Below are 22,626 nucleotides of genomic sequence, written 5' to 3' on the forward strand. Positions count from 1 at the left end.
ATTAAACTTTCATGATTTCTGCCTCCTTCACAGCCAGCAGGTCATCTATTTTTTTTATAAACTTATTAGTGAGTTCCTGTACGCTTTCTTCAGCACCCTTGCAAACGTCTTCACTCAGGCCGTCTTTTTCAAGCTTCTTAATTTCAGTATTTGCATCCTTGCGTGCATTGCGTACACCAATCTTCGCATCTTCAGCTTCAGATTTTGCCTGTTTTACAAGGTCACGGCGGCGTTCTTCAGTAAGCGCAGGTACATTAATTATAATATTTTCACCGTTGTTCATCGGGTTAAAGCCAATGTTAGCTATGATGATAGCTTTCTCTATAGGCTGCAGCATGCTTTTTTCCCAAGGCTGGACCGTAATTGTACGTGCATCAGGTGTATTGATGTTGGCCACCTGCGAAAGCGGGGTTGCCGCGCCGTAATAGTCTACTTTTACACCACCCAACATGGCAGGGCTGGCCTTGCCGGCACGTATATTAAGGAATTCTTTTTCAAGGTGGGCCAAAGACCCGTTCATTGACTCTTCTGTACTATCTAAAATAAAATCTATTTCTTCCATGATATAATTTTAGTATAAAATTAAACATTTACTGTAGTGCCTACCGGCTCGCCGCTGCATACTTTCAGCAAATTGCCTGCCTTGTTCATATCAAATACTATGATTGGCAGTTCATTTTCCTGGCTTAGCGTGAAGGCTGTAGTATCCATTACATTAAGGCCTTTTGCCAGTACATCTTCAAACGTAAGATTATCATATTTTGTTGCTGTAGGGTCTTTTTCAGGGTCTGCAGTATAAATACCATCAACGCGTGTACCCTTGAGTATAACATCTGCATTCACTTCCACACCGCGCAAAACCGCAGCAGTGTCTGTCGTAAAGTAAGGGTTACCCGTACCTGCACCGAATATCACAATACGCCCTTTTTCAAGGTGGCGCACCGCACGGCGTTTTATATAAGGCTCGGCAATAGCTTCAATTTTAAGGGCTGTTTGTAATCTTGTCTGCATTCCTGCATCTTCAAGCGCACCTTGTAAAGCCATGCCGTTTATAACAGTGGCAAGCATGCCCATATAGTCGCCCTGCACACGGTCCATACCGTTACTGGCGCCGGCCACACCCCTGAAAATATTGCCTCCGCCTATCACTATGGCTATCTGTACGCCGCTTTTGTGTATTTCCCTGATTTCGGCTGCATATTCTGCCAGGCGTTTCGGGTCAATGCCATACTGCCTGTCGCCCATTAAGGCCTCACCGCTCAGTTTTAAAAGGATTCTCTTATATTTCATAGGGTTGTGATTGAATGGTGCAAATATAGCAATGTTTTTTATCAGTACAATTGGCGCAGCCCTATACAATCAGGTCTTCGTAAGACTTTTTTGCTGCTTCATACCCTATGTTGAAAATCTCGTCCATCTTGGCTTTATTTGTCTCAAAAGTGCTGTAAAGCGCCAGGTCTTCGGGACTTATTACCCAGTCACAAAGCGTAAATTTTTGCATGTTGCTGTTGGCCGAAAGCAAATCATACGCCCGTGCGGTGACAGACTTTATCGTGCTAAGGTCTTTAGACTGAATTTTCTGGACAGGGCTTACATAAATGCCTATAAGCCTGTCGCAACGCCCCTGTAAGATATCGGTAGGGAAATGGTTGATGATACCGCCGTCACTATAAATTTTGCCATCTATCGTATATGGAGAGATAACACCGGGGAATGCAGAAGACGCCAGGACAGCATCGGTAACTTTGGTGTCCTGCCCGAATATTTTCAACTTGCCCGAAACCAAGTCGGTCGCTGTAAGGTGCATTTTAAAAGGGAGTTCGCCAAGCGTAATATCATAAAACGCCGAATTGAAATAGGGCTTGAAAGCCTCGGCATCAATAAAACCCGCTTTACGGAAAGTAAAGTGCCTCCAGTGGAAAAAGTAGATAGATTTAAAGAAGTCCAGTATTTCCTCAGGTGATTTGCCGACAGCGTACAGCGCCGAAACAATTGCGCCTGAACTTGTGCCTGCAATATGCGACGGCATTATCCCGATTTCATCAAAAAACTTCAGTACGCCGGCATGGGCTATGCCTTTAGAACCGCCCCCGGAAAATATGAGGCCGATAGTGTTACCGTCAAATTTCATTAAGTAATTTATTTCAATGCTAATGTACGTGATTTTGGCGGGACTGTAAAGTTTATCTATATTGTATACAAATACGAACAGATGATTCCGTCAGAAAGAACTTATAATTATAAAGTTGAACTATTATTGTCCCGGAGCCACGTACTGAAGTATAATAACTCTCCAAAAGATGATATAGTTAATTGGCTTTTTGCACATATTGGTAATTCAAAATATGGGTTTGTTTACAAAATTGAGGAAGTTGAATCGGCCAGTTTCGAGCAGCCATTTTTAGCTGACGCATCTTTTTTAGCGATAGAGTTTGTGACTGGTTTACTAAAGGTGGGTGATACTTATGAAGTTTCAAGAGGTGAAGAACAGATAGGTTCGCTAAAAATTGTTGAAATCTTGTAAACAATAATCTATTTTCCTACTTGCGTAAGGTTTGCTAACTTTGTAAAAACAAACAAACTATGAGTACGATTATTGCAGAATCTATAAAAGAGAAGTTTAGTTATAAAGAATACCGCGAATATATGTCGGCTTTGCTGAAACAGGGGCTTTCAACCGGGCATACCCAAAATGAAGACCTGATGCATTACAGCACGCTGAATGAAGTACGCATGAACAGGCTCGACAAGACTATTGTACTTCTTGGCGAAGCAGAAGAAGCACTGAAAAACCTGAAGAAGGAATATACTTTGCTAGTAATTTCTGAAGGATGGTGTGGAGATGCTGCCCAGATTCTCCCGGTTATGAATAAGATTACCGAGGCAACTCCTAAACTTGAAATGGAAATTGTACTACGAGATGATAACCCGCAGCTGATGGATGAATACCTTACCAACGGCGCACGTTCTATCCCGAAGCTTATCCTGATTGAAAAGGAAACAAATACAGTGCGGGGCAGTTGGGGCCCTAGGCCTCATGGCGCATTACAGCTTGTGCTGGATTATAAAGAAAAGCACGGAGTATTTGACATGGACGCCAAAACGGCGCTGCAAAAATGGTATCTTGAAGATAAAGGGTTGAGCACAGTTGAAGAGATTGTATTGCTGCTAAAGACAGCGGATAGCCTATAATTAGGTTTCAGTCACGGTCGCAGTTTTCAGTTAGCTACAGTAAAAGAAATTGCTGGACTGTAAACTGTGACTGTGACTGCGACTGTTTACTGAATTTTTCCTATAATTATAATCTTATCACTTGTTGACATCCCACCCGGGTTACAGCCGGGCTTTCCTTCAGGGATTTCTTTACCGATGGCTGTGTAGTAATCAACCCACGCCGGGAAAAACTTATTTGTGCCGGGTTGTTTGTAGGTCATTGGATAAAGCTTAAAGAAAGGCTTGCCGCCATTGGCAAACATGAACGCATCATACAGTAATTCAGAGCAATAGTATGCGCCGTTGTCATAAACATATTCATCATCGTACGGTACACCAAGCTGTTTTATTGAAAAAGCTATGGCTTGAGGAATAAGCTTTTTATACTGGTTTTTCAACCTGCCTACATACATGGGCTTCCTGGTGTTGGTAGCGAACTTTTCATAAGTATTCAGCCGTACTGCTTTTCCTGCTGCCTCAATAATGTAGAGCGTGTCGTTCCTGTAGTACACCATACCCATATGGCTGAAGTCATTGCCTTCATAACCTTCAGTCACAGCCTCTATGGCATCACAAAGCGGGCCGCAGTCCATGTCCTGAAATATAAGGTCGCCATCTTTTAAATCTTTCTGGCTGATGTTTTGGGCGAAAGACCAAAAGGGCAGAAAGAATATTAAAAACCATTTATTCATTTTCCGGAGTAATTGACTGTTCAAAAGCATCGGGTGTAATAGCATTTTCAACAGAAAATGCGCCAATTTTGGTGCGCCTCAGCGCTGTAAGGTGTGCCCCGGAGTTTAACGCCAGTCCAAAATCATAGGCCAGTGAACGGATGTAAGTACCTTTGCTGCAAACCACCCTGAAATCAACTTCAGGCAAGGCAATTCGGGTAATTTCAAATTCGTGTATCGTTGTTTTACGTGAAGCGATTTCCACTTCTTCACCTTTACGGGCGTGTTCATATAGTCGTTTACCATCTTTTTTGATTGCAGAAAAAACCGGAGGCTTTTGGTCAATCTCACCAATGAACTGTTGTAGGGTAGCAGCAATTAACGTTTCATTAACATGTCCCGACGGGAAGGTTTCGTCCACTTCTGTTTCCAAATCATAAGACGGAGTTGTGGCACCAATGTAAAATGTTCCTGTGTATTCTTTCGCCATACCCTGGAGCTCAGAAATACGCTTAGTGAATTTCCCGGTGCAGACAATCAACAAGCCTGTAGCCAATGGGTCGAGCGTGCCGGCGTGGCCTACTTTTATCTTCTTCAGCCCAAGGTGTTTCTTCAGGCTCCATTTTACTTTATTCACGGCCTGGAATGAGCTCCACGTCAATGGCTTATCAAGCAGCACAACCTTTCCTTCCTGAAAATCTTCGGCTGAAATCAATGTAATTTATTTATAAGTAACAAAATAGGCGAGGAGCAAAGCGCCGGCAATAATGCGGTACCAACCCCACGGGCGGAAACCGTATTTTTTTATCACTCCGATAAATCCTTTAATCGCGATTATGGCAACAACAAATGCAATTACATTTCCTACGAGAAACATTTTCAAGTTATCGTCATTCTGCGTGAGAAGTTCATAACCTTTCAATTGCGTGTGCTCATATGTCTTTAGAAAAATCGAATACGTTGTAACTGCCAGCATTGTAGGCACGGCAAGAAAGAAAGAGAATTCTGCTGCAACTTCGCGGGTCAATCCCTGCTGCATACCGCCAATGATTGACGCTGCCGCGCGGCTTGTGCCCGGCATCATGGCAAGGCATTGCCAAAAACCTATTGTCACAGCCTTTTTTATAGTAATGTCTTCTTCTTTCGCAATCTTAGGATTTTTAAAGTAATTGTCGACAAACAAGAGTATAAACCCGCCAACAATCAGCATAATCGCGATAGGGATAGGGTTGCCCAATACTTCCTCAATCATATCATCAAACAGCTTGCCTAAAACAAGCGCCGGAATGACTGCGCAAGCAAGTTTTACGTAAAAGCCTATCCGGGAGAAGTCGAAAAACTTTTTCCAGTACAAGGCTACAACAGCAAGTATTGCCCCGAATTGGATAGATACCTGGAAAAGCTTTACAAAATCGTCTTCCTGAATGCCGTAGTAAGAACTGGCAAATATCATGTGGGCCGTTGAAGATATCGGCAGGTACTCCGTTAATCCTTCAATAATGGCAATGATTATCGACTGTATAAAATCCATTATTTCTTTTTACCTGTTTTCAGGTTAGTGTCTGGAATCGCATCACGCTCTACTTCGGTGGTTATCGGTGACGGGTTCTTTAGTATGGCATAGATAGTCACACCAAAGCCTACAAGCACAACTGTCGGTGCAAGCCTTATCCTCCTGAAGTTAAAGATTTCTTCATTAAATACATTGGGATCGTCACTGCCGCCACCTGCCATCAGTATGAAGCCAAGAGCAATCACGGCAATGCCAATAAGCAGTATCTTATAATTAACCCTCTCAAAAAGAAAGTGGGTGGTTATTTCGTTGTTTTTCATTGTTTGAAAGTTCAAAGTTTAATGTTTAAAGTTGCCACTCACTCTCAACTAGTGGCTTGTGCCTTTTGGCTAATGGCTTTTTTAATAAAGATCATCCGTCCTTAAGTTCAGGAATCGCTGCGTTGCGAAGAATGTACTTATCGATGCTATGATGATTCCGAACGCCAGCACGCCAGCAAGTATTATCGCTGTAGGTATCCAGTCTTCCCAAAGGTTCAGTACCGGCAATTGTATGTCGAGCCAGTACACAAGCCCAATCAGGGCTGCAATAGCCAGTAATGAGCCAATAAGCCCCAACCTTACACCCTTCCATATATAGGGTTTGCGAATAAACGACTTTGTGGCGCCAACCATCTGCATAGTTTTGATGGTAAAGCGGTGAGCGTAAATGGAAAGCCTCAGCGCACTGTTAATTAGCAGCATTGATATTATTGCCAACACACCGCTGATGATCAAAATCCAGAAAGTGATGGTTTCAATGTTTTTATTGGCCAGGTCAACCAGCGCATTATCATAGGTAAGGTCACCCACTGCAGGGTCGCTGCGCAGCTCAATCTCAATTTCCTTAATGCTGTCTTTTTGAACGTAATCGCTCTTTAGGTGGATGTCGTATGAGTTAAGTAACGGATTTGTTTCCAGAAGGTCTTCAGAGCCGCCCATTATATCAGGATTGTTCTTGGCAGCATCTTCTTTTGAGACAAACTTGTAATCCTTGATATAGCCTATATTCTGCAGCCTCACGCCGAAAGCCTGCATAGTACTGTCAGTTGCCTCTCTCTTAAAATATACCGTCATCGGGATGTTCTCCTTCACGTAGCCGCTTATCTTCTCGGTGTTGATAACGAAAAGGCCAAGTGCGCCAAGCAGCGTAAGCACGATGAAAATACAAAGCACCACAGAAAAATACGATGAAATCACGCGCCTTTTCTGGAACTTCTCAAAAGATGGAGCCATAGAATCACAATTTAGCCGTAAAAATAATAAGAAATTATTTATCGGTACTTTAATAACGGGCAAAGTTTTGACATTCGTACAATTGGCGTAAATTTGTTGCTTAAAGCTGCTGAGGTGCTGAGCTACTTAGCTCCTGAGCAATCAATCACAACCTAAACAGCTAGGCGCTAAGCCGCTTAGTAGCTAAGAAGCTTACAATGAAATACAACCACAACGAAATAGAAGCCCGCTGGCAGAAATACTGGGCTGAAAACGGCACTTTCGCCGCTGAAAATATATCCGATAAACCTAAATATTATGTGCTTGACATGTTCCCGTACCCGTCAGGGGCAGGGCTGCATGTGGGGCACCCGCTGGGCTATATAGCGAGCGACATCTATGCACGCTACAAGCGCCATCAGGGTTTTAACGTACTGCATCCGCAGGGGTATGACAGCTTCGGCCTTCCGGCAGAGCAGTATGCCATACAAACCGGCCAGCACCCTGCGATAACCACTGAAGCTAATATTGCGCGTTACCGCCAGCAATTGGACAGGATAGGTTTCTCGTTTGACTGGGACAGGGAGGTGCGAACATCAGACCCTGAGTATTATAAATGGACACAGTGGATATTCATCCAGCTATTCAACTCATGGTATAATAATGACACAGACAAGGCAGAGAGCATCTGTACGCTCATCGCTAAATTTGAAGAAAACGGCAATAGCGGTGTTAATGCTGTGAGCGATGATAATATTATAACCTTTACTGCCGACGACTGGAATAGCTGGAGCAAGGAAGCGCAGGAGCGTATGCTGTTGAAATACCGCCTTACCTACCTTGCTGAGACTGAAGTGAACTGGTGTCCGCAACTGGGTACTGTGCTTGCCAATGACGAGATTGTAAACGGCGTATCAGAACGCGGCGGTTATCCTGTTATCCGCAAAAAAATGACCCAGTGGAGCATGCGTATTTCCGCCTATGCGGAAAGGCTGCTGCAGGGACTGAACACAATTGACTGGACAGAGTCGCTTAAAGAAAGCCAGCGCAACTGGATTGGTAAATCGGTAGGTGCATCGGTGAAATTCCAGGTGGTGGGCTATGAAGCTGAAACCACCGCCGATCCTGATGACCCGATTATTGAAGTATTCACCACAAGGCCTGATACCATTTTCGGCGTGAGCTATCTGGCTTTGGCGCCTGAGCATGATTTGGTGAGGCAGATAACAAAGCCGGAACAAAAAGAGGCTGTTGAGGCGTATATAGAAAGCACAGCAAAACGCAGTGAGCGCGACCGTATGGCTGACGTTAAGACCATTAGCGGAGCGTTTACAGGTTCGTATGCCGTACACCCACTGACAGGGTTAAATATACCGATTTGGATTGCAGATTATGTTTTGGCAGGCTATGGCACAGGCGCTGTAATGGCTGTACCGGCGGGCGACCAGCGTGATTATGATTTCGCGAAGCATTTCAACCTGCCTATTGAAGATATATTTGAAAGCACAGCCCCCCCAACCCCCCAAGGGGGAGCAAGAGAGCCTTATTGCTACGGAAGCGTTTACTGCTAAAGAAGGGTTTGTGTTTAAGAACAGCGATTTTGTAAACGGATTGGGCTATAAAGAAGCTTCTGCTAAAGTTATTGCGGCTTTGGAAGATGCTGAAATGGGTACCGGCAAAACCAATTACCGCCTGCGCGATGCGGTGTTCAGCCGCCAGAGGTATTGGGGTGAGCCGTTTCCGGTGTATTACGTAAATGGGCTTCCGCAGATGATTGACGCAGAACACTTGCCGATACGCCTGCCCGAAGTGGAAAAATACCTGCCGACAGAAACAGGAGAGCCGCCATTGGGTAATTCACGCGAATGGGCATGGGATACCGTACAGAATAAAGTGGTGGCAAACGACCTTATTGACCATAAATCCGTTTTTCCATTAGAACTCAACACCATGCCGGGCTGGGCAGGAAGCTCATGGTACTGGCTGCGCTATATAGATGCCCATAACAAAGAGCAATTTGTAAGCCCCGAACATGAATCCTATTGGCAGAATGTGGACTTGTATATCGGCGGCAGCGAGCATGCCACAGGCCACTTACTGTATAGCCGCTTCTGGAACAAGTTCTTAAAAGACCGCGGCTTTATCACCCACGAAGAGCCCTTTAAAAAGCTCATCAACCAGGGAATGATATTGGGTATGAGTGCTTTTGTGCGTCGTCCAATGTTAAGATTTGGAGAGCATATCTTATTGACTAATGACGAAGACAAATCCAAACTGGAAGAATTAAGAAACAGTTTTTCCTTGGTTAAAGATATTTTTGTTTCCTATGGCGTAAGAGAAAGGTTAAGAACTATAAATTTCAATCCTGAAACACCAGAAGAAATCGAACAAATGGAAATAAATAAGAATATTAAAAATCTTATTTTAAACTCTGTTAATGACAAGATAAGGGAATTGGGTTTAGAAGGCAAAGTAGAAGCTCACATTTCTAGTTTTCTTCGAACAAATGTGGATGTTAATTTAGTCGATTCTTCTGATAATTTAGATTTAAATTCATTTACGAAGCATCCACTATATAGCGAATTTAAAGACGCAAAATTCATCACTGAACGCGACGGCACTTTTAAAGTTTCCCGCGAAGTCGAGAAAATGTCGAAGTCGAAATACAACGTGGTAACGCCTGATGATATTTGTGAGCAATACGGCGCTGATACTCTAAGGCTGTACGAAATGTTCCTTGGCCCGCTGGAGCAGGCAAAGCCATGGAACACTGCCGGGATTACAGGTGTATCAGGCTTCCTGAAAAAGCTTTGGAGATTATACTTTGATGATAACGGCTTGATTGTAACCACAGGCGAGGCCAGCAAAGAAGCGTTCAAAATTTTGCACCGCACTATCAAGAAAGTGCAGGATGATATCGAGAATTTCTCGTTCAATACATCGGTGAGTTCGTTCATGATTGCGGTAAATGAGCTTACAGCGATCAATTGCCACGAACGCACGATATTGGAGCCGCTTGCCATTATCATTTCGCCGTATGCGCCGCACATTGCCGAAGAGCTTTGGCACAGGCTGGGCCATAATGGAAGCATCTCGCAGGTGCCGTTCCCGGTTTTTAATCCGGAGCATTTAGTGGAAAGCAGTAAAGAATACCCGGTGTCTTTCAACGGAAAGATGCGCTTTAAAATTGAACTCCCGCTTGACCTTTCTGTGGAAGAAATAGAAAAAGCCATCATGGCTGATGAACGCACGCAACAGCAGCTCAACGGGCAGCAGCCGAAGAAAGTGGTGATAGTTCCCGGCAAGATTATCAACCTCGTAGGATAAACTCCTGCAAGGTCTTTGAGACCTTGTAGGTGTAATTTTAATTTATGTAAACCTGCAAGGTTTCAAAAACCTTGCAGGTTAGAAAGCCATACCCGTAATAAGGTGTGGCTTTTTTCGTTTTGCATTAACAGGAATTTTTGGCACAAAATTTGAAAATTACCATTTAATCAATTAATCAAAAATCACTTAACAATGAAAAAACTAGTACTTGCAGCTATCTGCATTATCGGGTTTCAATCGGCAACTTTTGCACAAGATTCTCAATCTTCAAAAGACAGTATTCCAACTTTAAACCTCTACGCTTCTTTCGGGGCGGTTTTTAACGGCGACTACAAGCTGAACGACAAACTTGCGGCTCAGGGATTGCCTCAAATGGCAGATGCACAGGCAGAATTTACAGTTGGTTTCAATGTAAGGGCCACAAAGAAATTCTGGATGGATACCGAACTAATGACATCTTACAGCGATGAAAAGAATGCAGTGAACCGTATACGCAGCGCTGCGTTTGGCGTTAGGCTGAGGCCTCATTATGTAGCTTTCAATACTAATAAATTCTTTGGTACGGTAGGTGCAGATGTGTCTTTTATAGGAAACCAGGTTGACCTTTTCACCCGTACCAACCAGATTGACCTAAATGAACTTGACCCGGCGTTGCAAAATGGGCATATAAGCCTGAGAAATGAAATGTTGTATGCAGGGTCCGTCACTGGCATTCGGATTCCTCCAAAATACAAACTTCCCTTTAAGGCTGAACCTTGGCTATGAGTGGGGCATTACAAATGGCAAATGGAAATCAGACTTTGCCGATGTTAATAATGCTGTGAAAGAAAGCGGCCATGGCAGGGCATACGCAAAAATCACAATAGGTTTATAAATAAGCCTGACAAATTATCATAGAAAGCCGGTCTGAAAAGATTGGCTTTCTTTTTGCTGTATGTTTTATACAATCAAAAACTAAAACACAATGATAGGATATTATATCATAATAGGGCTTATCGCCCTGATAAGTTTTGCAGTAAGTGCGAAACTCAAGAGCAAATTTGAACATTACAGCAAGGTGCACCTGCGCAATGGCATGAGTGGTGCAGAGATAGCGCAGAAAATGCTTAGTGATAACGGCATTAATGATGTGCGGGTGATCTCAACACCGGGCCGTTTAACAGACCACTACAACCCGGCAGATAAAACGGTAAACCTAAGCGAAGCAGTATACAATCAGCGTAATGCCGCCGCCGCCGCTGTTGCCGCACACGAGGTGGGGCATGCCGTACAGCATGCCACTGCCTACAATATGCTGCAGTTCCGCAGTAAAATGGTGCCTGTGGTGAATGTTTCGTCATCAATGTCTCAATGGCTGATCATCGGCGGTTTGATTCTTGGTGCAGGGCAGGGCTTAGGCTGGGGCTTTTATGTTGCTGTTGCAGGTTTAATCCTGTTTTCACTGACAACGCTCTTCACATTTATAACCCTACCGGTTGAATATGATGCCAGTAACCGTGCACTTGCGTGGCTGAAAAGAGAAAACATGCTAAGCCAGCAGGAGTATGCCGGCGCCGAAGACTCACTAAAATGGGCTGCGCGTACTTATGTTGTAGCTGCAATAGGCTCACTGGCTATGTTGGTATATTGGGGTCTCCAGGTTTTTGGCGGAAGAAGGGAGTAATGCACCTAATCAGCAATTTGAGAATGTAACGATTACCAAGTGTATTTAAATAGTGAAAATCCGCTAAGCAATTAGCGGATTTTTTTATTATCGTCGCAGTTCCCCATTCGGGTTAGGGGGCTTACAGTTGTATCTGTCTTTCAATCTGCTGGTCGAGTGATATAAAAGTCTCAGTACGTGATACGCCATTTATGGGTTGTATCTTTGAGTTAAGCAGCTGCATAAGGTGTTCGTTATCCCGGCAGATTATCTTAATCAAGATAGACCAGTTTCCGGTAGTGTAGTGGCACTCCAGCACTTCAGGTATCTTTTTCAGTTCTTTTACGGTTTCGGCGTTGCTCGATGCTTTATCCAGATAAATGCCGATAAATGCCATAGTGCTATAGCCGAGAACTTTCGTGTTTACCACGAACTTGCTTCCTGCAATTACACCGGCCTGCTCCAGTTTACGAAGGCGCTGGTGTATGGCCGCGCCGCTTATCCCAATCTTGCCTGCAATCTGTAGTATGGGCTTGCGTGCGTCCTCCATAAGGTAACGGAGAATTTCTTTATCTATCCCGTCGATTTCTATTTGTAACTGATTAATTTTCATAGCTTTTATTTTGTAATCCAAATATAGAATTTTACTTTAAAAAAATAGCCTTTCTGCAATTGCAAAAAGGCTATTCTGTATTAAGGCTATTTAATCTAACTTGCTACATTATGCGGATTGTACCCCATGTAAGGAACATCTTTTTCATTGAAAATTACGCCAAATTCTTCAAGCTCTTTCAAAATAGGCAGGTATACTTCTTTATAAATAGGCATTTGAACTCCTGGCGTGGTGATGTTTCCGTTCAAAATCTGTAATGTTGCCATAGCCACAGGCAAGCCTACTGTTTTGGCCATTGCGGTATATGTCTGGTCATCACCAATGCATACCATAGTGCTGTCAATCTGTTTCTTTTTGCCGTCTAGCTCATAGCCAAACTTGTGGTACATCACAATCATGTCTTTATCATCAGGGCTAAGCGTCCAGCTGTCGGCCAATATTTTTTCAAGTATTTGTGCAGGCGTGGCATTTACAAGTCCTACTTTTTTCTCATCATTAAAAGGTCCAGTTCCAACAGCTTATCCCACTGTATATCATCCTGGTCAAGCTTTAATATATGGCGAAGTTTCAACTCAACGGAATCTGTCGGGTGGTAAGGAAGGAAGGAATTTGTAAAGTCACGGTAACTCATTTCCTCACTGTTTTCCATAACGTAGCTGTCATCAGTCATACCCAGCTGTATGAACATGTTCCATGCTTTGGAAAAGCCCACACGGCGCAGTGTACCCCTGTATAAAGTATGCGCATCATCAAGCCCGTATACACTACGGTATTTAAGTGAATCACGGTTGGCGTAACCTTCAAAGCGGCCAAAACCTTCCACGTGCATAAATTCCGTACGGCGGAAGAGTTTGTTATAAGGTATGTATTTGTAATTACCCTCTTGTATGAACTTAGCAGCGCCACCCTGGCCGGCAAGTACAACATTGCGGGGATTCCATGTAAACTTGTAGTTCCACAGGTTATTGTCGCTATCAGGCGCTACCAATCCGCCACAGAAAGATTCAAATAAAATCACCTTACCACCTTTGGCCCGAATTTCATCAATCACTTTCATGGCACTCATGTGGTCAATGCCAGGGTCAAGGCCTATTTCATTCATAAAAACAAGTCCGTTATCTTTTGCCTGCTGGTCAAGGCTTTCCATAGCAGGGCTTATGTAAGATGCAGTAACCATATGTTTTTTGAAGGTAATGCAATCTTTGGCTACTTCAAAATGCAGGTTTGCCGGAAGCATAGATATTATTACATCAGCTTTTTGTATCTGCAGATGCCTGTCAGCTTCATTAAATACATCAAATGCAATTGCAGTAGCACGGCTATGGCCTTTAGTTTTCTTTCTGGCAAGTTCTTCCGAAAGGTCACCAATAGTTATATGAAGGTTTTCAGATTCGGCTTTATTCAGCAGGTATTCTATTAATGACGATGCCGAACGGCCTGCGCCAATAATCAAAATATTCCTCATGATTTTGATTTTGTAATTATAACACAAAAGTAGCCATTTGTTATATTATAAAAAGTTTTTACTCATAAAATGGCTTGTAATTTTTAATTTTACGCAAAAACTATTTTAATGGACAAGAAACTCATAGTGGCAGGGGCAGTCTTTGGCGCAACCTCAATTGTTTTGGGTGCCTTTGGTGCACATGCCTTAAAAGAAAAGCTTCCGGCAACGACGTTGGCAGTATTCGAAACCGGAGTAAAATACCAGATGTACCATGCCCTGTTTTTACTTTTTGCAGGGATTGTATTGTCAATTTCAGCAAGTGCAAAAAATGCTATTTTTTGGCTGACAACTATAGGTGTAATTTTCTTTTCAGGTTCAATTTATTTGCTGTCATGCCAAACACTATTTGGTATAGATTTTAAGTTTCTGGGGCCGGTAACACCAATTGGAGGATTGCTATTAATTGCCGCCTGGATAGTGTTGTTATTGAATATTTTAAAGGTAAAACGATAAATTTTAGAGGATTTATTATTTTGTAAAAATATATTTTTACTTTTGCCCTTTATTAATAACACAACTTAAGCTCAAAACAATGGATAATTACGGCCTTTCTACGAAAACGATTTCGCTGGAAAACTTAGGAATTAAAGATGCAGATGTGAAATATCAGCTGAGCCCTGACGAACTTCATAACATTACAATTGAAAAAGGGCAGGGAACAGAGAGTGATACAGGCGCACTTGCCATAAATACAGGTGAGTTTACAGGAAGGTCTCCGCAAGACCGTTTTATTGTGCGTGACAGTATTACTGAAGATAAAGTATGGTGGGGCAATGTAAACCTTGCTTTTGACAGCGATAAATTTCAGGCACTATATAATAAGGTAACAAATTATCTGTCAGGCAAAGAACTATATGTGCGTGACAGCTACGTATGTGCTGATGATAAATACAGAATGAATGTGAGGGTTGTAACCGAATTTCCGTGGAGCAACCTTTTCTGCTACAATATGTTCCTTCGTCCTGAAGAAAGTGAACTTGATAACTTCACACCCGAATGGCATGTAGTATGTGCGCCGGGCTTCAAGGCAGACCCTGCTGTTGACGGTACACGCCAGCATAACTTCGCAATACTTGACTTTACACGTAAAATAGCACTTATCGGCGGTACAGGTTACACAGGTGAAATGAAGAAAGGTATTTTCTCTGCGCTTAACTTTATACTTCCGGTATTTAAAAACACCTTGCCAATGCACTGCAGCGCCAACGTTGGTGAAAAAGGTGATACAGCTATTTTCTTTGGACTTTCAGGTACTGGTAAAACTACACTTTCAGCAGATCCTGCAAGGAAACTTATAGGTGATGACGAACATGGCTGGACGGCTGAAAACACTGTTTTCAATTTTGAAGGCGGATGCTATGCCAAAGTAATAAACCTGACTGAAGAGCAGGAACCGGATATCTGGAGAGCGATTAAGCGTGGTGCCATACTTGAGAATGTTATTTTTAAAGAGGGTACAAACGAGGTTGATTTTGAAGATGTATCACTTACGCCTAATACTCGTGTGAGCTACCCAATCTATCATATAGACAATATACAGCCGGGTTCTATAGGCCACAACCCTAAGAACATATTTTTCCTTACGGCAGATGCTTACGGTATCCTGCCTCCTATATCTAAGCTTACTCCGGGCCAGGCGGCTTACCACTTCATTTCGGGCTATACTGCAAAAGTTGCAGGAACTGAAGCAGGTATCAATGAGCCTCAGCCAAACTTCTCTGCATGCTTCGGTGCGCCATTTATGCCGCTGCACCCTACAAAATATGCCGAGATGCTAAGCAAGAAAATGAAAGATGCAGGCGTAAACGTTTGGCTTATAAATACTGGCTGGACAGGTGGCCCTTACGGAACTGGCAGCAGGATGAAACTAAAATATACCAGGGCTATGATTACTGCAGCGCTTAACGGTGAACTTGATAATGTGGAATATAAAAACCACGCTGTGTTTGGCCTTGCAAAGCCGCAGAGCTGCCCTAATGTTCCTGCCGAGGTGCTAAACCCGAGGAATACATGGGCTGATAAAGATGCTTACGATGCCAAAGCACTTGAGCTGGCTGCGGCATTCAGGAAGAATTTTGCCAAGTTTGAGGAGTTTGCCAATGACGAAATCATGGCAGGCGGCCCGGTGGCATAATCGATGCTTTTTAGAATAGATGCTTTGAAAGAGCCGCCTGCTAGGGCGGCTCTTTCTTTTATATATTTACATCATGAAAGTTTTGTTTCAGTTCATGATTACAACGATCGTCCTGATAAATTTGATAGCCGCTTATATCTATATAGATGGTTACTACATTAATCCCGGCTCTAAAACTATAAGTAAGCTTGATATTAACAGTTTACTTGTTGTGGATTTAATAAGTGCCGGTGTTTTGCTATTTCTGTACTGGCAAATAAATAAAAAGAGCCACCGATAGGTAGCTCTCTAATTTTATATTCTGAAAGGATATTATTTTCCTTTATTAGCTTCAATAATATATTTTTCAAGCGCCATAGTCATGCTCGGAGTTTCGGGCGTTGGCGCCATAATATCTACGCGCAGGCCGTGCTCAAGGGCTTCTTTTTGTGTGGTGCTTCCAAATACCGCTATACGCGTATTGTTCTGCTCAAAGTCCGGGAAGTTCTTGAATAGTGACTTTATCCCTGTAGGACTGAAGAAAGCAAGTACATCATAATAAACGTCCTTCAGGTCGCTCAGGTCGCTCATCACGGTTTTGTAAAAAGTCCCGGGTGTCCAGTCCACTTTAAGATTGTTCAGCGTTTGCGGAATGTCAAAATTCAATTGATCGCTTGACGGCAGGAGGAATTTCTCATCCTTATATTTTTTTATAAGCGGAGCCATATCAGCAAAGTCTTTCTGCCCAACATAAATTTTACGCTTACGGTACACTACATATTTCTGCAGGTAAAAGGCAATTGCCTCGCTCTGGCAAAAATACTTCATTGTTTCCGGCACTTTGTAGCGCATTTCTTCGGCCACGCGAAAAAAATGGTCAATAGAGTTCTTGCTGGTAAGGATTATGGCGGTAAAGTTATTGAGGTCTATCTTCTGCGCCCTTACGTCTTTGGCGCTTACACCCTCTACGTGAATAAATGGCCTGAAATCAACCTTAACCTTCAGCTTGTTTTGTATCTCAAAATACGGCGAATTGTCAACTTTAGGTTCCGGCTGTGACACCAAAATAGTTTTCACTTTCATACTTTACATGTAATATTTCTAACTGTTTGCAAACCAATGATACATGAAATAATAGGGTGCTATTTCAAGTGCGCAAAGATACAAAATAAAATAAAACAATTTCCCTATGATTGCATTTTGGTAAAGCCTTAACGAAATGAGGTAAGAAACCACGCTGGTAAGCACTATAAGGCCTATGATAATCCATAAAACAATGATGTGCGGGGGTTCATTATAAAACAAAATAATGTTTACCGGCAGCAGCAGCATACCAATATAGGTGCGATAATTTACCTTGTGCAGGTTGAACTGCTCATTAAACTCTTCAATGTTGAAAGATGTGGCGATAATCTTTTCAATCAGAAATTTAGAAAGGATGAAAACCGCAACCAGCGTAAATATTTGTATGAAAGAAATCCAGCTGTATTTATCAACCCCGGTACTTATCCTGACGTCAGGGTAACTTAAAAAAAACTGTATAAGAAACGAGTAGGATATAAGCTGTATGACAAAGAAAGAAACGGTAAACCCGCTCATGAGGTTGCTGCCTTCTTTATAAATTTTGGTGTACTTATCGCTCCACGCAAGCTTCACAAATTCGGCAAAACGTGTTTCGTAGGCAGTCCTGTTTACTGCAATAAGCACAAAGCATAAAATGAAAAGAATGGTAGCCCAGTCTTTTCCGCCAATTATGCGCTCATTCAGCAACAGTTCATTCATTGTGCAAAATTACTAAATTTTAAATCCTGTATGTTTTATTATAATTAAATTATGAGTACACCGTTAGAAATGCATTACTTTTGCACCAAATTTCACATTGTACATGAACCAGGGCATTGTTGTTATCCCTACCTATAACGAAGCAGAAAATATTGAGGCCATTGTTAGGGCAGTTTTTGCGCTTGATACAGCTTTTGACCTGCTGATTGTGGATGACAGCTCGCCTGACGGAACAGCTGCAATTGTAAAGAAATTACAGCACGAATTTGAAGGACGGCTTCATATTGAAGTGCGTGCAGGTAAGGCAGGTTTGGGCACAGCTTATGTACACGGGTTTAAATGGGCTATATCCAGGAAATATGAGTACATCTTTGAAATGGATGCAGATTTTTCACATAATCCAGCAGATCTTGAAAATTTGTTCACAGCATGTGCAAACGGCGCTGATGTTGCTATTGGCTCAAGATACAGTACAGGGGTAAACGTTGTGAATTGGCCTTTGAGCCGTGTGCTTTTGTCTTACTTTGCATCAGTGTATGTGCGTATGATTACAGGTATGCAGATAATGGATGCCACTGCGGGATTTATTTGCTACAAGCGAAAAGTGCTTGAGAGTGTAAACCTTGACAACATTAAATTTGTGGGTTATGCTTTCCAGATAGAAATGAAATACCGTGCTTATGTAAACGGTTTTAATATAGTGGAAGTGCCTATAATATTTACCGACCGTACCAAAGGGGAATCAAAAATGAGCGATGCTATTATTAAGGAAGCTATATTTGGCGTGGTGTCGTTACGAATGAAAAAAATGCTTAACAGACTATAGAGGATTAATGAACAGGATTTTAATTAAGAATGCCAGGATTGTAAATGAAGGCACCATTACTGAAGGTGATATACTTATTGAAGGCAAATTTATAAAAGAAATTGCCGAGAGCATAAGTGCAAAACCCGATGTAAAAGTTATTGATGCCGAAGGCAATTATCTTATACCCGGCGCTATTGATGACCAGGTGCATTTCCGCGAGCCGGGGCTTACGCACAAAGCGACTATTGAAAGCGAATCACGGGCTGCCGTGGCTGGTGGCATCACATCGTTCATTGAACAGCCTAACACGGTGCCCAACGCTGTAACACAGGAACTTCTTGAAGAAAAATACCAGCGTGCTGCAGAAACATCATATGCCAACTACTCTTTTATGATGGGTGGCACTAATGATAATCTTGAGGAAATACTTAAGACAAACCCAAGAAATGTTGCGGGGCTGAAATTATTCCTTGGTTCTTCAACCGGAAATATGCTGGTGGATAATCCTGAAGTGCTTGAAAAAATATTCTCGAGCACACCATTGCTTATTGCTGTGCATTGTGAAGATGAAGCGACCATCCGGCAGAATCTTGAGAAATTCAAAGCCGAATATGGCGATGACATCCCGGTGAAATTCCATCCCGAAATTCGTAGTGCTGAAGCTTGTTATATTTCTTCGAGTAAAGCTATCGAGCTGGCAAAGAAAACGGGAGCAAGACTGCATGTATTTCATTTGTCAACTGCTATAGAGACTGATTTGTTCACTAACAAAATACCTCTTGAAGAGAAAAAAATTACGGCAGAGGTTTGCATACATCACCTTTTGTTTAGTGATGCTGATTATGAAAAGAAAGGCTCGCTCATAAAATGGAACCCCGCAGTAAAAAGTGCTGAAGATCGGGATGCACTGTGGAAGGCGCTGCTTGATGACAGGATTGATGTTATAGCGACAGACCATGCGCCGCATACGCTTGAAGAGAAGAAAAATCCTTACACAAATTCACCTGCAGGTGCCCCGATGGTGCAACATGCAGTAGTTGCCATGTTTGAAGCATTTCACCAAAAGAAGATTACAGTTGAGAAAATAGTTGAAAAAATGGCGCATAACCCGGCAAAACTTTTCAAGATTGAGAAGCGCGGTTTTATACGCGAGGGGTATTATGCTGATATTGTACTAATTAACCCTGGTTTACCCTGGAATGTAAAAAAGGAAAATATCCTCTATAAATGTGGTTGGTCTCCACTTGAAGGCACAAACTTTAAATCAAGAATTACACATACTTTTGTAAACGGCCAGCTAGTATATAATAACTTTAAAGTTAAAGATGTACGCTGTGGAGAAAGGCTGCTTTTTGATAGATAAGAACTTATGAAAAAGGTTATCTGCATAGTTACAATAATTGCTGCATTCATTTCGTGCAGCCAGGGAAATGTGGTTGAAAAGCCTCAAAATCTTATTGAGGAAGGCCAAATGGTAAACATGCTGTATGATCTTTCATTGCTGCAGGCATCATACTCTGTACTCAATATGCAGGATAAACGCATTGACGGCCTGAAATTTTTAAAAGAAAAGTACGGTGTAGACAGCACTGCGTTTGCAAGCAGCAATAAATATTATGCTTCACAACCTGAAAAATACCAGAAAATGCAAAAGCAGGTGCTTGAAATGATGGAAGCTGAAAAAGCCAAGCTGGGTAAAGCAGCGCAGACTCCTGCCGAAAAGCAACTTGAAAAAAGCAGGCTTAGCCAATAAAGGCAGCACTAAGCTTTTTAAGGTAAGGTTTCATTTCAATAAAATTATAATGCAAAGCTTTTACAATTTTAGAGTTATCAAAGGTTTCAGTATTGTGTGATGAACGTGCTACATCTCTCGAAAATTTCCTTTTCCTCAACAATAATTTTGAAAGCACCCAGTCAGCTCGCCATGCAAAAGATGTCAATGCCTTTGTAGCGTAAATTGATGGTCGCTTTTTATTCATGCCATCTGCAATAGTATTAAGCAGGTGATTACATGCAATATTTTCAGCTACAAGGGTATAGCGTTCGCCTTCAAAATTTCCGTCCATCAATCTCATCATGATTTCCACAACATCTTCAACCGCAATAATTCCGTACAATCCTTTCGTGTAAAACTGCTGGCCTTTCTTGACTGACTGAATTATCTGGCTGCTGCCCTGCTCCCAAAATCCATAGCCGAATATTAATCCCGGGTTTATAATTACTACCGGCAAGCCTTCTTCACGTGCACGCCACACTTCAATTTCTGCACCATGTTTTGTGAGTGCATAATCACTGTGCCGTTTTTCAGGGTTCCATTCAGTTTCTTCTGTTATAATACTTTCGCCAGGTTTGAGGTCGCCCAATGCGGCTATAGAACTTACATGGCAGAACTTCTTCACATCGGCAGCCAAAGCGCAGCTCACCATATTGGCAGTGCCTTCAATGTTTACCTTATGAAGCTTTTTTCGTCTGCGGGGTCATATGATATATGGGCTGCACAATGGTACACGTATGTTACATTTTTAAACGCATCTTCAAGTGAAGGGATGTCGATAATATCAGCCTGTACCCATTCAATCTTCCCGAATAATTCCTCCTTGCCCTGATTTGAAAATAAATTACGCGTTGCAGCAATGCGTTTTTCATTACGGTAAATAGCGCGTACAGGCATAAAGCCTTCTGTGAGCTTCAAGAGCAGATGTGCGCCAACAAGGCCGGTGCCGCCGGTTACTAATATCATACAGCAAATTTAAAGACAGAACCTTTAAAAATTGCATCTGGCCGTCTGAAATATGCCGTTAATTATCATAACATCCCTATTTTTGCGTATCAATTTATAGAAGCATGAAAAATTTTGTAGAAGAACTTAGATGGAGAGGCATGGTACATGATATTATGCCGGGCACGGAAGAGCAACTGATGAAAGAAATGACGACAGCTTACATTGGCTTTGACCCCACATCAGACTCCCTGCACATAGGCAGCCTTGTGCCCATAATAATCCTTGTTCATCTGCAAAAATGCGGACATAAGCCCATTGCCCTCGTGGGCGGTGCCACCGGTATGATTGGTGACCCATCAGGTAAAAGTGATGAGCGCAACCTGCTTGACGAAGCTGCTCTTGAGAAGAATGTAGCCGGTATAAAGCGTGTGTTATCGCGTTTTTTAGACTTTAATTCTTCAGATGAAAATGCACCTGTCCTCGTAAATAATTACGACTGGATGAAGGAGTTCTCGTTTATCGGGTTTGTGCGTGATGTAGGCAAGCGTATAACTGTGAATTACATGATGGCTAAAGACTCGGTAAAAAAGAGGCTCACAGGTGAAGCCGGCAGTGGGATGTCTTTCACCGAGTTTACTTACCAGTTGATACAGGGCTACGACTTTTACCACCTGCATAAAAAATACAATTGTTTGCTGCAACTGGGCGGAAGCGACCAATGGGGCAACATTACTACCGGCACCGAGCTTGTACGCCGTATGAATGGTGAGGGTGCTAAAGCGTTTGCCATGACGTGCCCGCTCATAACTAAGGCCGACGGTTCTAAATTCGGGAAGAGTGAAGGCGGTAATGTATGGCTTGATGCCGACAAAACATCTGTTTATAAATTCTATCAGTTTTGGCTGAACACCAGTGATGCCGACGCTGAAAAATATATTAAGATATTCACTTTTCTGGATAGGGAAGAAATAGAGGCTCTCATTGCTGCGCACCATGAAGCGCCGCACCTAAGACAGCTTCAAAAGAAACTGGCGGAGGAAGTTACCACATTCGTCCATTCAGCAGAAGATACCGAACTGGCTATTAAAAAGTCAGGATTCGCTTTTTCAAATTTTGATAAGGCAGAACTCGAAAATGTGGGTGAAGAATTCTTTACAGATATATTTGGTGAATTCATTGTTGCTGAACTTCCGTTAGCGTCTCTGCAGCAGGGTATAGACATTGTATTAGCGTTAAGTGACGAGACTAAGATTTTTCCATCGCGCGGTGAAGCACGCAAGAGCGTTATAGCCAATGCGGTTGCAATCAACAAAGAGAAAGTTGCAGAAGGATTTGTGCTTTCAGATAAAGACATTGTTCTTGGTAAGTACATTTTAGTACAATTCGGCAAGAAAAAGTATTTTGTAATTGAAGTAAAATAATGAATTGTTATCTTAAAAAAGCGTCTTTATTGTAAAATAAG

The 22,626-nt window shown here is 42.4% G+C and carries 21 protein-coding genes and 3 pseudogenes; 11 read left to right on the forward strand and 13 right to left on the reverse strand.

Translation table 11 applies throughout. The annotated features are described in order from the left end of the window. Position 1: 1 nt before the first annotated feature. From frr to LRS05_RS04330, 3 genes are all read right to left on the reverse strand, one after another. On the reverse strand, positions 2–565 hold the full coding sequence (gene frr, locus LRS05_RS04320; RefSeq protein ID WP_257869230.1) for a ribosome recycling factor: 564 nt from the start codon (positions 563–565) through the stop codon (positions 2–4). Positions 566–582: 17 nt separating this feature from the next. Beyond that, on the reverse strand, positions 583–1,290 hold the full coding sequence (gene pyrH / locus LRS05_RS04325; protein ID WP_257867199.1) for a UMP kinase: 708 nt from the start codon (positions 1,288–1,290) through the stop codon (positions 583–585). 61 nt (positions 1,291–1,351) lie between these two features. Beyond that, entirely contained in the window at positions 1,352–2,131 is a 780-nt protein-coding gene (locus LRS05_RS04330) for a patatin-like phospholipase family protein (RefSeq protein WP_257867200.1), read from the reverse strand. Between the two features lie 81 nt (positions 2,132–2,212). Here LRS05_RS04330 and LRS05_RS04335 point away from each other — a divergent pair, with 81 nt between their 5' ends. Together LRS05_RS04335 and LRS05_RS04340 are read left to right on the forward strand one after the other, a co-directional pair. Then, positions 2,213–2,524 (forward strand): hypothetical protein, encoded by a 312-nt coding sequence (locus LRS05_RS04335; RefSeq protein ID WP_257867201.1) that lies wholly within the window; start codon positions 2,213–2,215, stop codon positions 2,522–2,524. A gap of 59 nt (positions 2,525–2,583) precedes the next feature. Next, the gene (locus LRS05_RS04340; RefSeq protein WP_257867202.1) at positions 2,584–3,192 is read left to right on the forward strand and encodes a thioredoxin family protein; all 609 of its coding nucleotides are present in this window, start codon (positions 2,584–2,586) and stop codon (positions 3,190–3,192) included. 86 nt (positions 3,193–3,278) lie between these two features. Here the strand turns inward: LRS05_RS04340 and LRS05_RS04345 are convergent, their stop codons facing one another. The 5 genes from LRS05_RS04345 to LRS05_RS04365 form a co-directional block, all read right to left on the reverse strand. Then, positions 3,279–3,905, reverse strand: coding sequence for a YiiX/YebB-like N1pC/P60 family cysteine hydrolase (locus LRS05_RS04345; RefSeq protein ID WP_257867203.1), 627 nt, complete (start codon positions 3,903–3,905; stop codon positions 3,279–3,281). Further along, complete coding sequence (gene truB / locus LRS05_RS04350; protein ID WP_257869231.1) at positions 3,898–4,596, reverse strand: tRNA pseudouridine(55) synthase TruB; 699 nt, start codon at positions 4,594–4,596, stop codon at positions 3,898–3,900. Before truB ends, LRS05_RS04345 begins: the two co-directional genes overlap by 8 nt. Positions 4,597–4,605: 9 nt before the next feature. After that, a complete protein-coding gene (locus LRS05_RS04355) occupies positions 4,606–5,415 on the reverse strand; it encodes an undecaprenyl-diphosphate phosphatase (RefSeq protein WP_257867204.1) in 810 nt (269 codons plus the stop codon). Continuing rightward, entirely contained in the window at positions 5,415–5,717 is a 303-nt protein-coding gene (locus tag LRS05_RS04360; RefSeq protein ID WP_257867205.1) for a DUF3098 domain-containing protein, read from the reverse strand. The genes LRS05_RS04355 and LRS05_RS04360 overlap by 1 nt, the downstream gene beginning before the upstream one ends. A gap of 81 nt (positions 5,718–5,798) precedes the next feature. Then, positions 5,799–6,671 (reverse strand): ABC transporter permease, encoded by an 873-nt coding sequence (locus LRS05_RS04365; protein ID WP_257867206.1) that lies wholly within the window; start codon positions 6,669–6,671, stop codon positions 5,799–5,801. 197 nt (positions 6,672–6,868) lie between these two features. On the opposite strand from LRS05_RS04365, the pseudogene LRS05_RS17585 reads away from it, so the two are divergent. The 3 genes and pseudogenes from LRS05_RS17585 to LRS05_RS04385 all read left to right on the forward strand — a co-directional run bounded on the left by LRS05_RS17585 (position 6,869) and on the right by LRS05_RS04385 (position 11,640). Further along, positions 6,869–9,977: pseudogene (locus LRS05_RS17585) on the forward strand (leucine--tRNA ligase). Positions 9,978–10,169: 192 nt separating this feature from the next. Then, a complete protein-coding gene (locus LRS05_RS04380; RefSeq protein WP_257867208.1) occupies positions 10,170–10,742 on the forward strand; it encodes a hypothetical protein in 573 nt (190 codons plus the stop codon). 199 nt (positions 10,743–10,941) lie between these two features. Next, positions 10,942–11,640: a zinc metallopeptidase gene (locus LRS05_RS04385; protein WP_257867209.1), complete on the forward strand. Its 699-nt coding sequence runs from the start codon at positions 10,942–10,944 to the stop codon at positions 11,638–11,640. 121 nt (positions 11,641–11,761) lie between these two features. Here the strand turns inward: LRS05_RS04385 and LRS05_RS04390 are convergent, their stop codons facing one another. Together LRS05_RS04390 and LRS05_RS04395 are read right to left on the reverse strand one after the other, a co-directional pair. Further along, complete coding sequence (locus LRS05_RS04390; RefSeq protein WP_257867210.1) at positions 11,762–12,232, reverse strand: Lrp/AsnC family transcriptional regulator; 471 nt, start codon at positions 12,230–12,232, stop codon at positions 11,762–11,764. A gap of 95 nt (positions 12,233–12,327) precedes the next feature. Beyond that, positions 12,328–13,697, reverse strand: a pseudogene (locus LRS05_RS04395) (saccharopine dehydrogenase family protein). Between the two features lie 108 nt (positions 13,698–13,805). On the opposite strand from LRS05_RS04395, the gene LRS05_RS04400 reads away from it, so the two are divergent. Continuing rightward, positions 13,806–14,192, forward strand: a complete 387-nt coding sequence (locus LRS05_RS04400; protein WP_257867211.1) for a DUF423 domain-containing protein — start codon at positions 13,806–13,808, stop codon at positions 14,190–14,192. A gap of 79 nt (positions 14,193–14,271) precedes the next feature. After that, on the forward strand, positions 14,272–15,873 hold the full coding sequence (pckA, locus tag LRS05_RS04405) for a phosphoenolpyruvate carboxykinase (ATP) (RefSeq protein ID WP_257867212.1): 1,602 nt from the start codon (positions 14,272–14,274) through the stop codon (positions 15,871–15,873). A gap of 312 nt (positions 15,874–16,185) precedes the next feature. Here pckA and LRS05_RS04410 read toward each other — a convergent pair whose 3' ends face one another. Both LRS05_RS04410 and LRS05_RS04415 read right to left on the reverse strand, forming a co-directional pair. After that, the gene (locus tag LRS05_RS04410; protein ID WP_257867213.1) at positions 16,186–16,935 is read right to left on the reverse strand and encodes a uroporphyrinogen-III synthase; all 750 of its coding nucleotides are present in this window, start codon (positions 16,933–16,935) and stop codon (positions 16,186–16,188) included. 18 nt (positions 16,936–16,953) lie between these two features. Further along, on the reverse strand, positions 16,954–17,634 hold the full coding sequence (locus LRS05_RS04415; RefSeq protein ID WP_257867214.1) for a DUF4271 domain-containing protein: 681 nt from the start codon (positions 17,632–17,634) through the stop codon (positions 16,954–16,956). A gap of 103 nt (positions 17,635–17,737) precedes the next feature. Between LRS05_RS04415 and LRS05_RS04420 the strand changes: the two genes are divergently transcribed. Genes LRS05_RS04420 through LRS05_RS04430 form a run of 3 tightly spaced genes read left to right on the forward strand, consistent with a single transcriptional unit; the run spans position 17,738 to position 20,195 of the window. Beyond that, positions 17,738–18,460: a polyprenol monophosphomannose synthase gene (locus tag LRS05_RS04420; RefSeq protein ID WP_257867215.1), complete on the forward strand. Its 723-nt coding sequence runs from the start codon at positions 17,738–17,740 to the stop codon at positions 18,458–18,460. Between the two features lie 7 nt (positions 18,461–18,467). Beyond that, positions 18,468–19,805, forward strand: a complete 1,338-nt coding sequence (locus tag LRS05_RS04425; RefSeq protein WP_257867216.1) for a dihydroorotase — start codon at positions 18,468–18,470, stop codon at positions 19,803–19,805. Between the two features lie 6 nt (positions 19,806–19,811). Next, positions 19,812–20,195, forward strand: coding sequence for a DUF4296 domain-containing protein (locus LRS05_RS04430; RefSeq protein WP_257867217.1), 384 nt, complete (start codon positions 19,812–19,814; stop codon positions 20,193–20,195). On the opposite strand, the pseudogene LRS05_RS04435 reads toward LRS05_RS04430, so the two are convergent. After that, a pseudogene (locus LRS05_RS04435) lies at positions 20,185–21,182 on the reverse strand (NAD-dependent epimerase/dehydratase family protein). The gene LRS05_RS04430 and the pseudogene LRS05_RS04435 sit on opposite strands and share 11 nt — an antisense overlap. A 104-nt stretch (positions 21,183–21,286) precedes the next feature. Between LRS05_RS04435 and tyrS the strand changes: the two are divergent. Then, positions 21,287–22,585 carry a tyrosine--tRNA ligase gene (gene tyrS / locus LRS05_RS04440; protein WP_257867218.1) on the forward strand — a complete coding sequence of 433 codons (1,299 nt, stop codon included), beginning with the start codon at positions 21,287–21,289 and terminating at the stop codon, positions 22,583–22,585. Positions 22,586–22,626 lie beyond the last annotated feature (41 nt).

The organism is Flavobacterium sp. J372, from assembly GCF_024699965.1.
Lineage (GTDB): Bacteria > Bacteroidota > Bacteroidia > Flavobacteriales > Flavobacteriaceae > Flavobacterium.

Coding starts and splice junctions, on each gene's coding strand:
- pyrH (WP_257867199.1), bottom strand. CDS start 1,290: ATGAAATATAAGAGAATCCTTTTAAAACTGAGCGGTGAGGCCTTAATG.
- LRS05_RS04330 (WP_257867200.1), bottom strand. CDS start 2,131: ATGAAATTTGACGGTAACACTATCGGCCTCATATTTTCCGGGGGCGGT.
- LRS05_RS04335 (WP_257867201.1), top strand. CDS start 2,213: ATGATTCCGTCAGAAAGAACTTATAATTATAAAGTTGAACTATTATTG.
- LRS05_RS04340 (WP_257867202.1), top strand. CDS start 2,584: ATGAGTACGATTATTGCAGAATCTATAAAAGAGAAGTTTAGTTATAAA.
- LRS05_RS04345 (WP_257867203.1), bottom strand. CDS start 3,905: ATGAATAAATGGTTTTTAATATTCTTTCTGCCCTTTTGGTCTTTCGCC.
- LRS05_RS04355 (WP_257867204.1), bottom strand. CDS start 5,415: ATGGATTTTATACAGTCGATAATCATTGCCATTATTGAAGGATTAACG.
- LRS05_RS04360 (WP_257867205.1), bottom strand. CDS start 5,717: ATGAAAAACAACGAAATAACCACCCACTTTCTTTTTGAGAGGGTTAAT.
- LRS05_RS04365 (WP_257867206.1), bottom strand. CDS start 6,671: ATGGCTCCATCTTTTGAGAAGTTCCAGAAAAGGCGCGTGATTTCATCG.
- LRS05_RS04380 (WP_257867208.1), top strand. CDS start 10,170: ATGAAAAAACTAGTACTTGCAGCTATCTGCATTATCGGGTTTCAATCG.
- LRS05_RS04385 (WP_257867209.1), top strand. CDS start 10,942: ATGATAGGATATTATATCATAATAGGGCTTATCGCCCTGATAAGTTTT.
- LRS05_RS04390 (WP_257867210.1), bottom strand. CDS start 12,232: ATGAAAATTAATCAGTTACAAATAGAAATCGACGGGATAGATAAAGAA.
- LRS05_RS04400 (WP_257867211.1), top strand. CDS start 13,806: ATGGACAAGAAACTCATAGTGGCAGGGGCAGTCTTTGGCGCAACCTCA.
- pckA (WP_257867212.1), top strand. CDS start 14,272: ATGGATAATTACGGCCTTTCTACGAAAACGATTTCGCTGGAAAACTTA.
- LRS05_RS04410 (WP_257867213.1), bottom strand. CDS start 16,935: ATGAAAGTGAAAACTATTTTGGTGTCACAGCCGGAACCTAAAGTTGAC.
- LRS05_RS04415 (WP_257867214.1), bottom strand. CDS start 17,634: ATGAATGAACTGTTGCTGAATGAGCGCATAATTGGCGGAAAAGACTGG.
- LRS05_RS04420 (WP_257867215.1), top strand. CDS start 17,738: ATGAACCAGGGCATTGTTGTTATCCCTACCTATAACGAAGCAGAAAAT.
- LRS05_RS04425 (WP_257867216.1), top strand. CDS start 18,468: ATGAACAGGATTTTAATTAAGAATGCCAGGATTGTAAATGAAGGCACC.
- LRS05_RS04430 (WP_257867217.1), top strand. CDS start 19,812: ATGAAAAAGGTTATCTGCATAGTTACAATAATTGCTGCATTCATTTCG.
- tyrS (WP_257867218.1), top strand. CDS start 21,287: ATGAAAAATTTTGTAGAAGAACTTAGATGGAGAGGCATGGTACATGAT.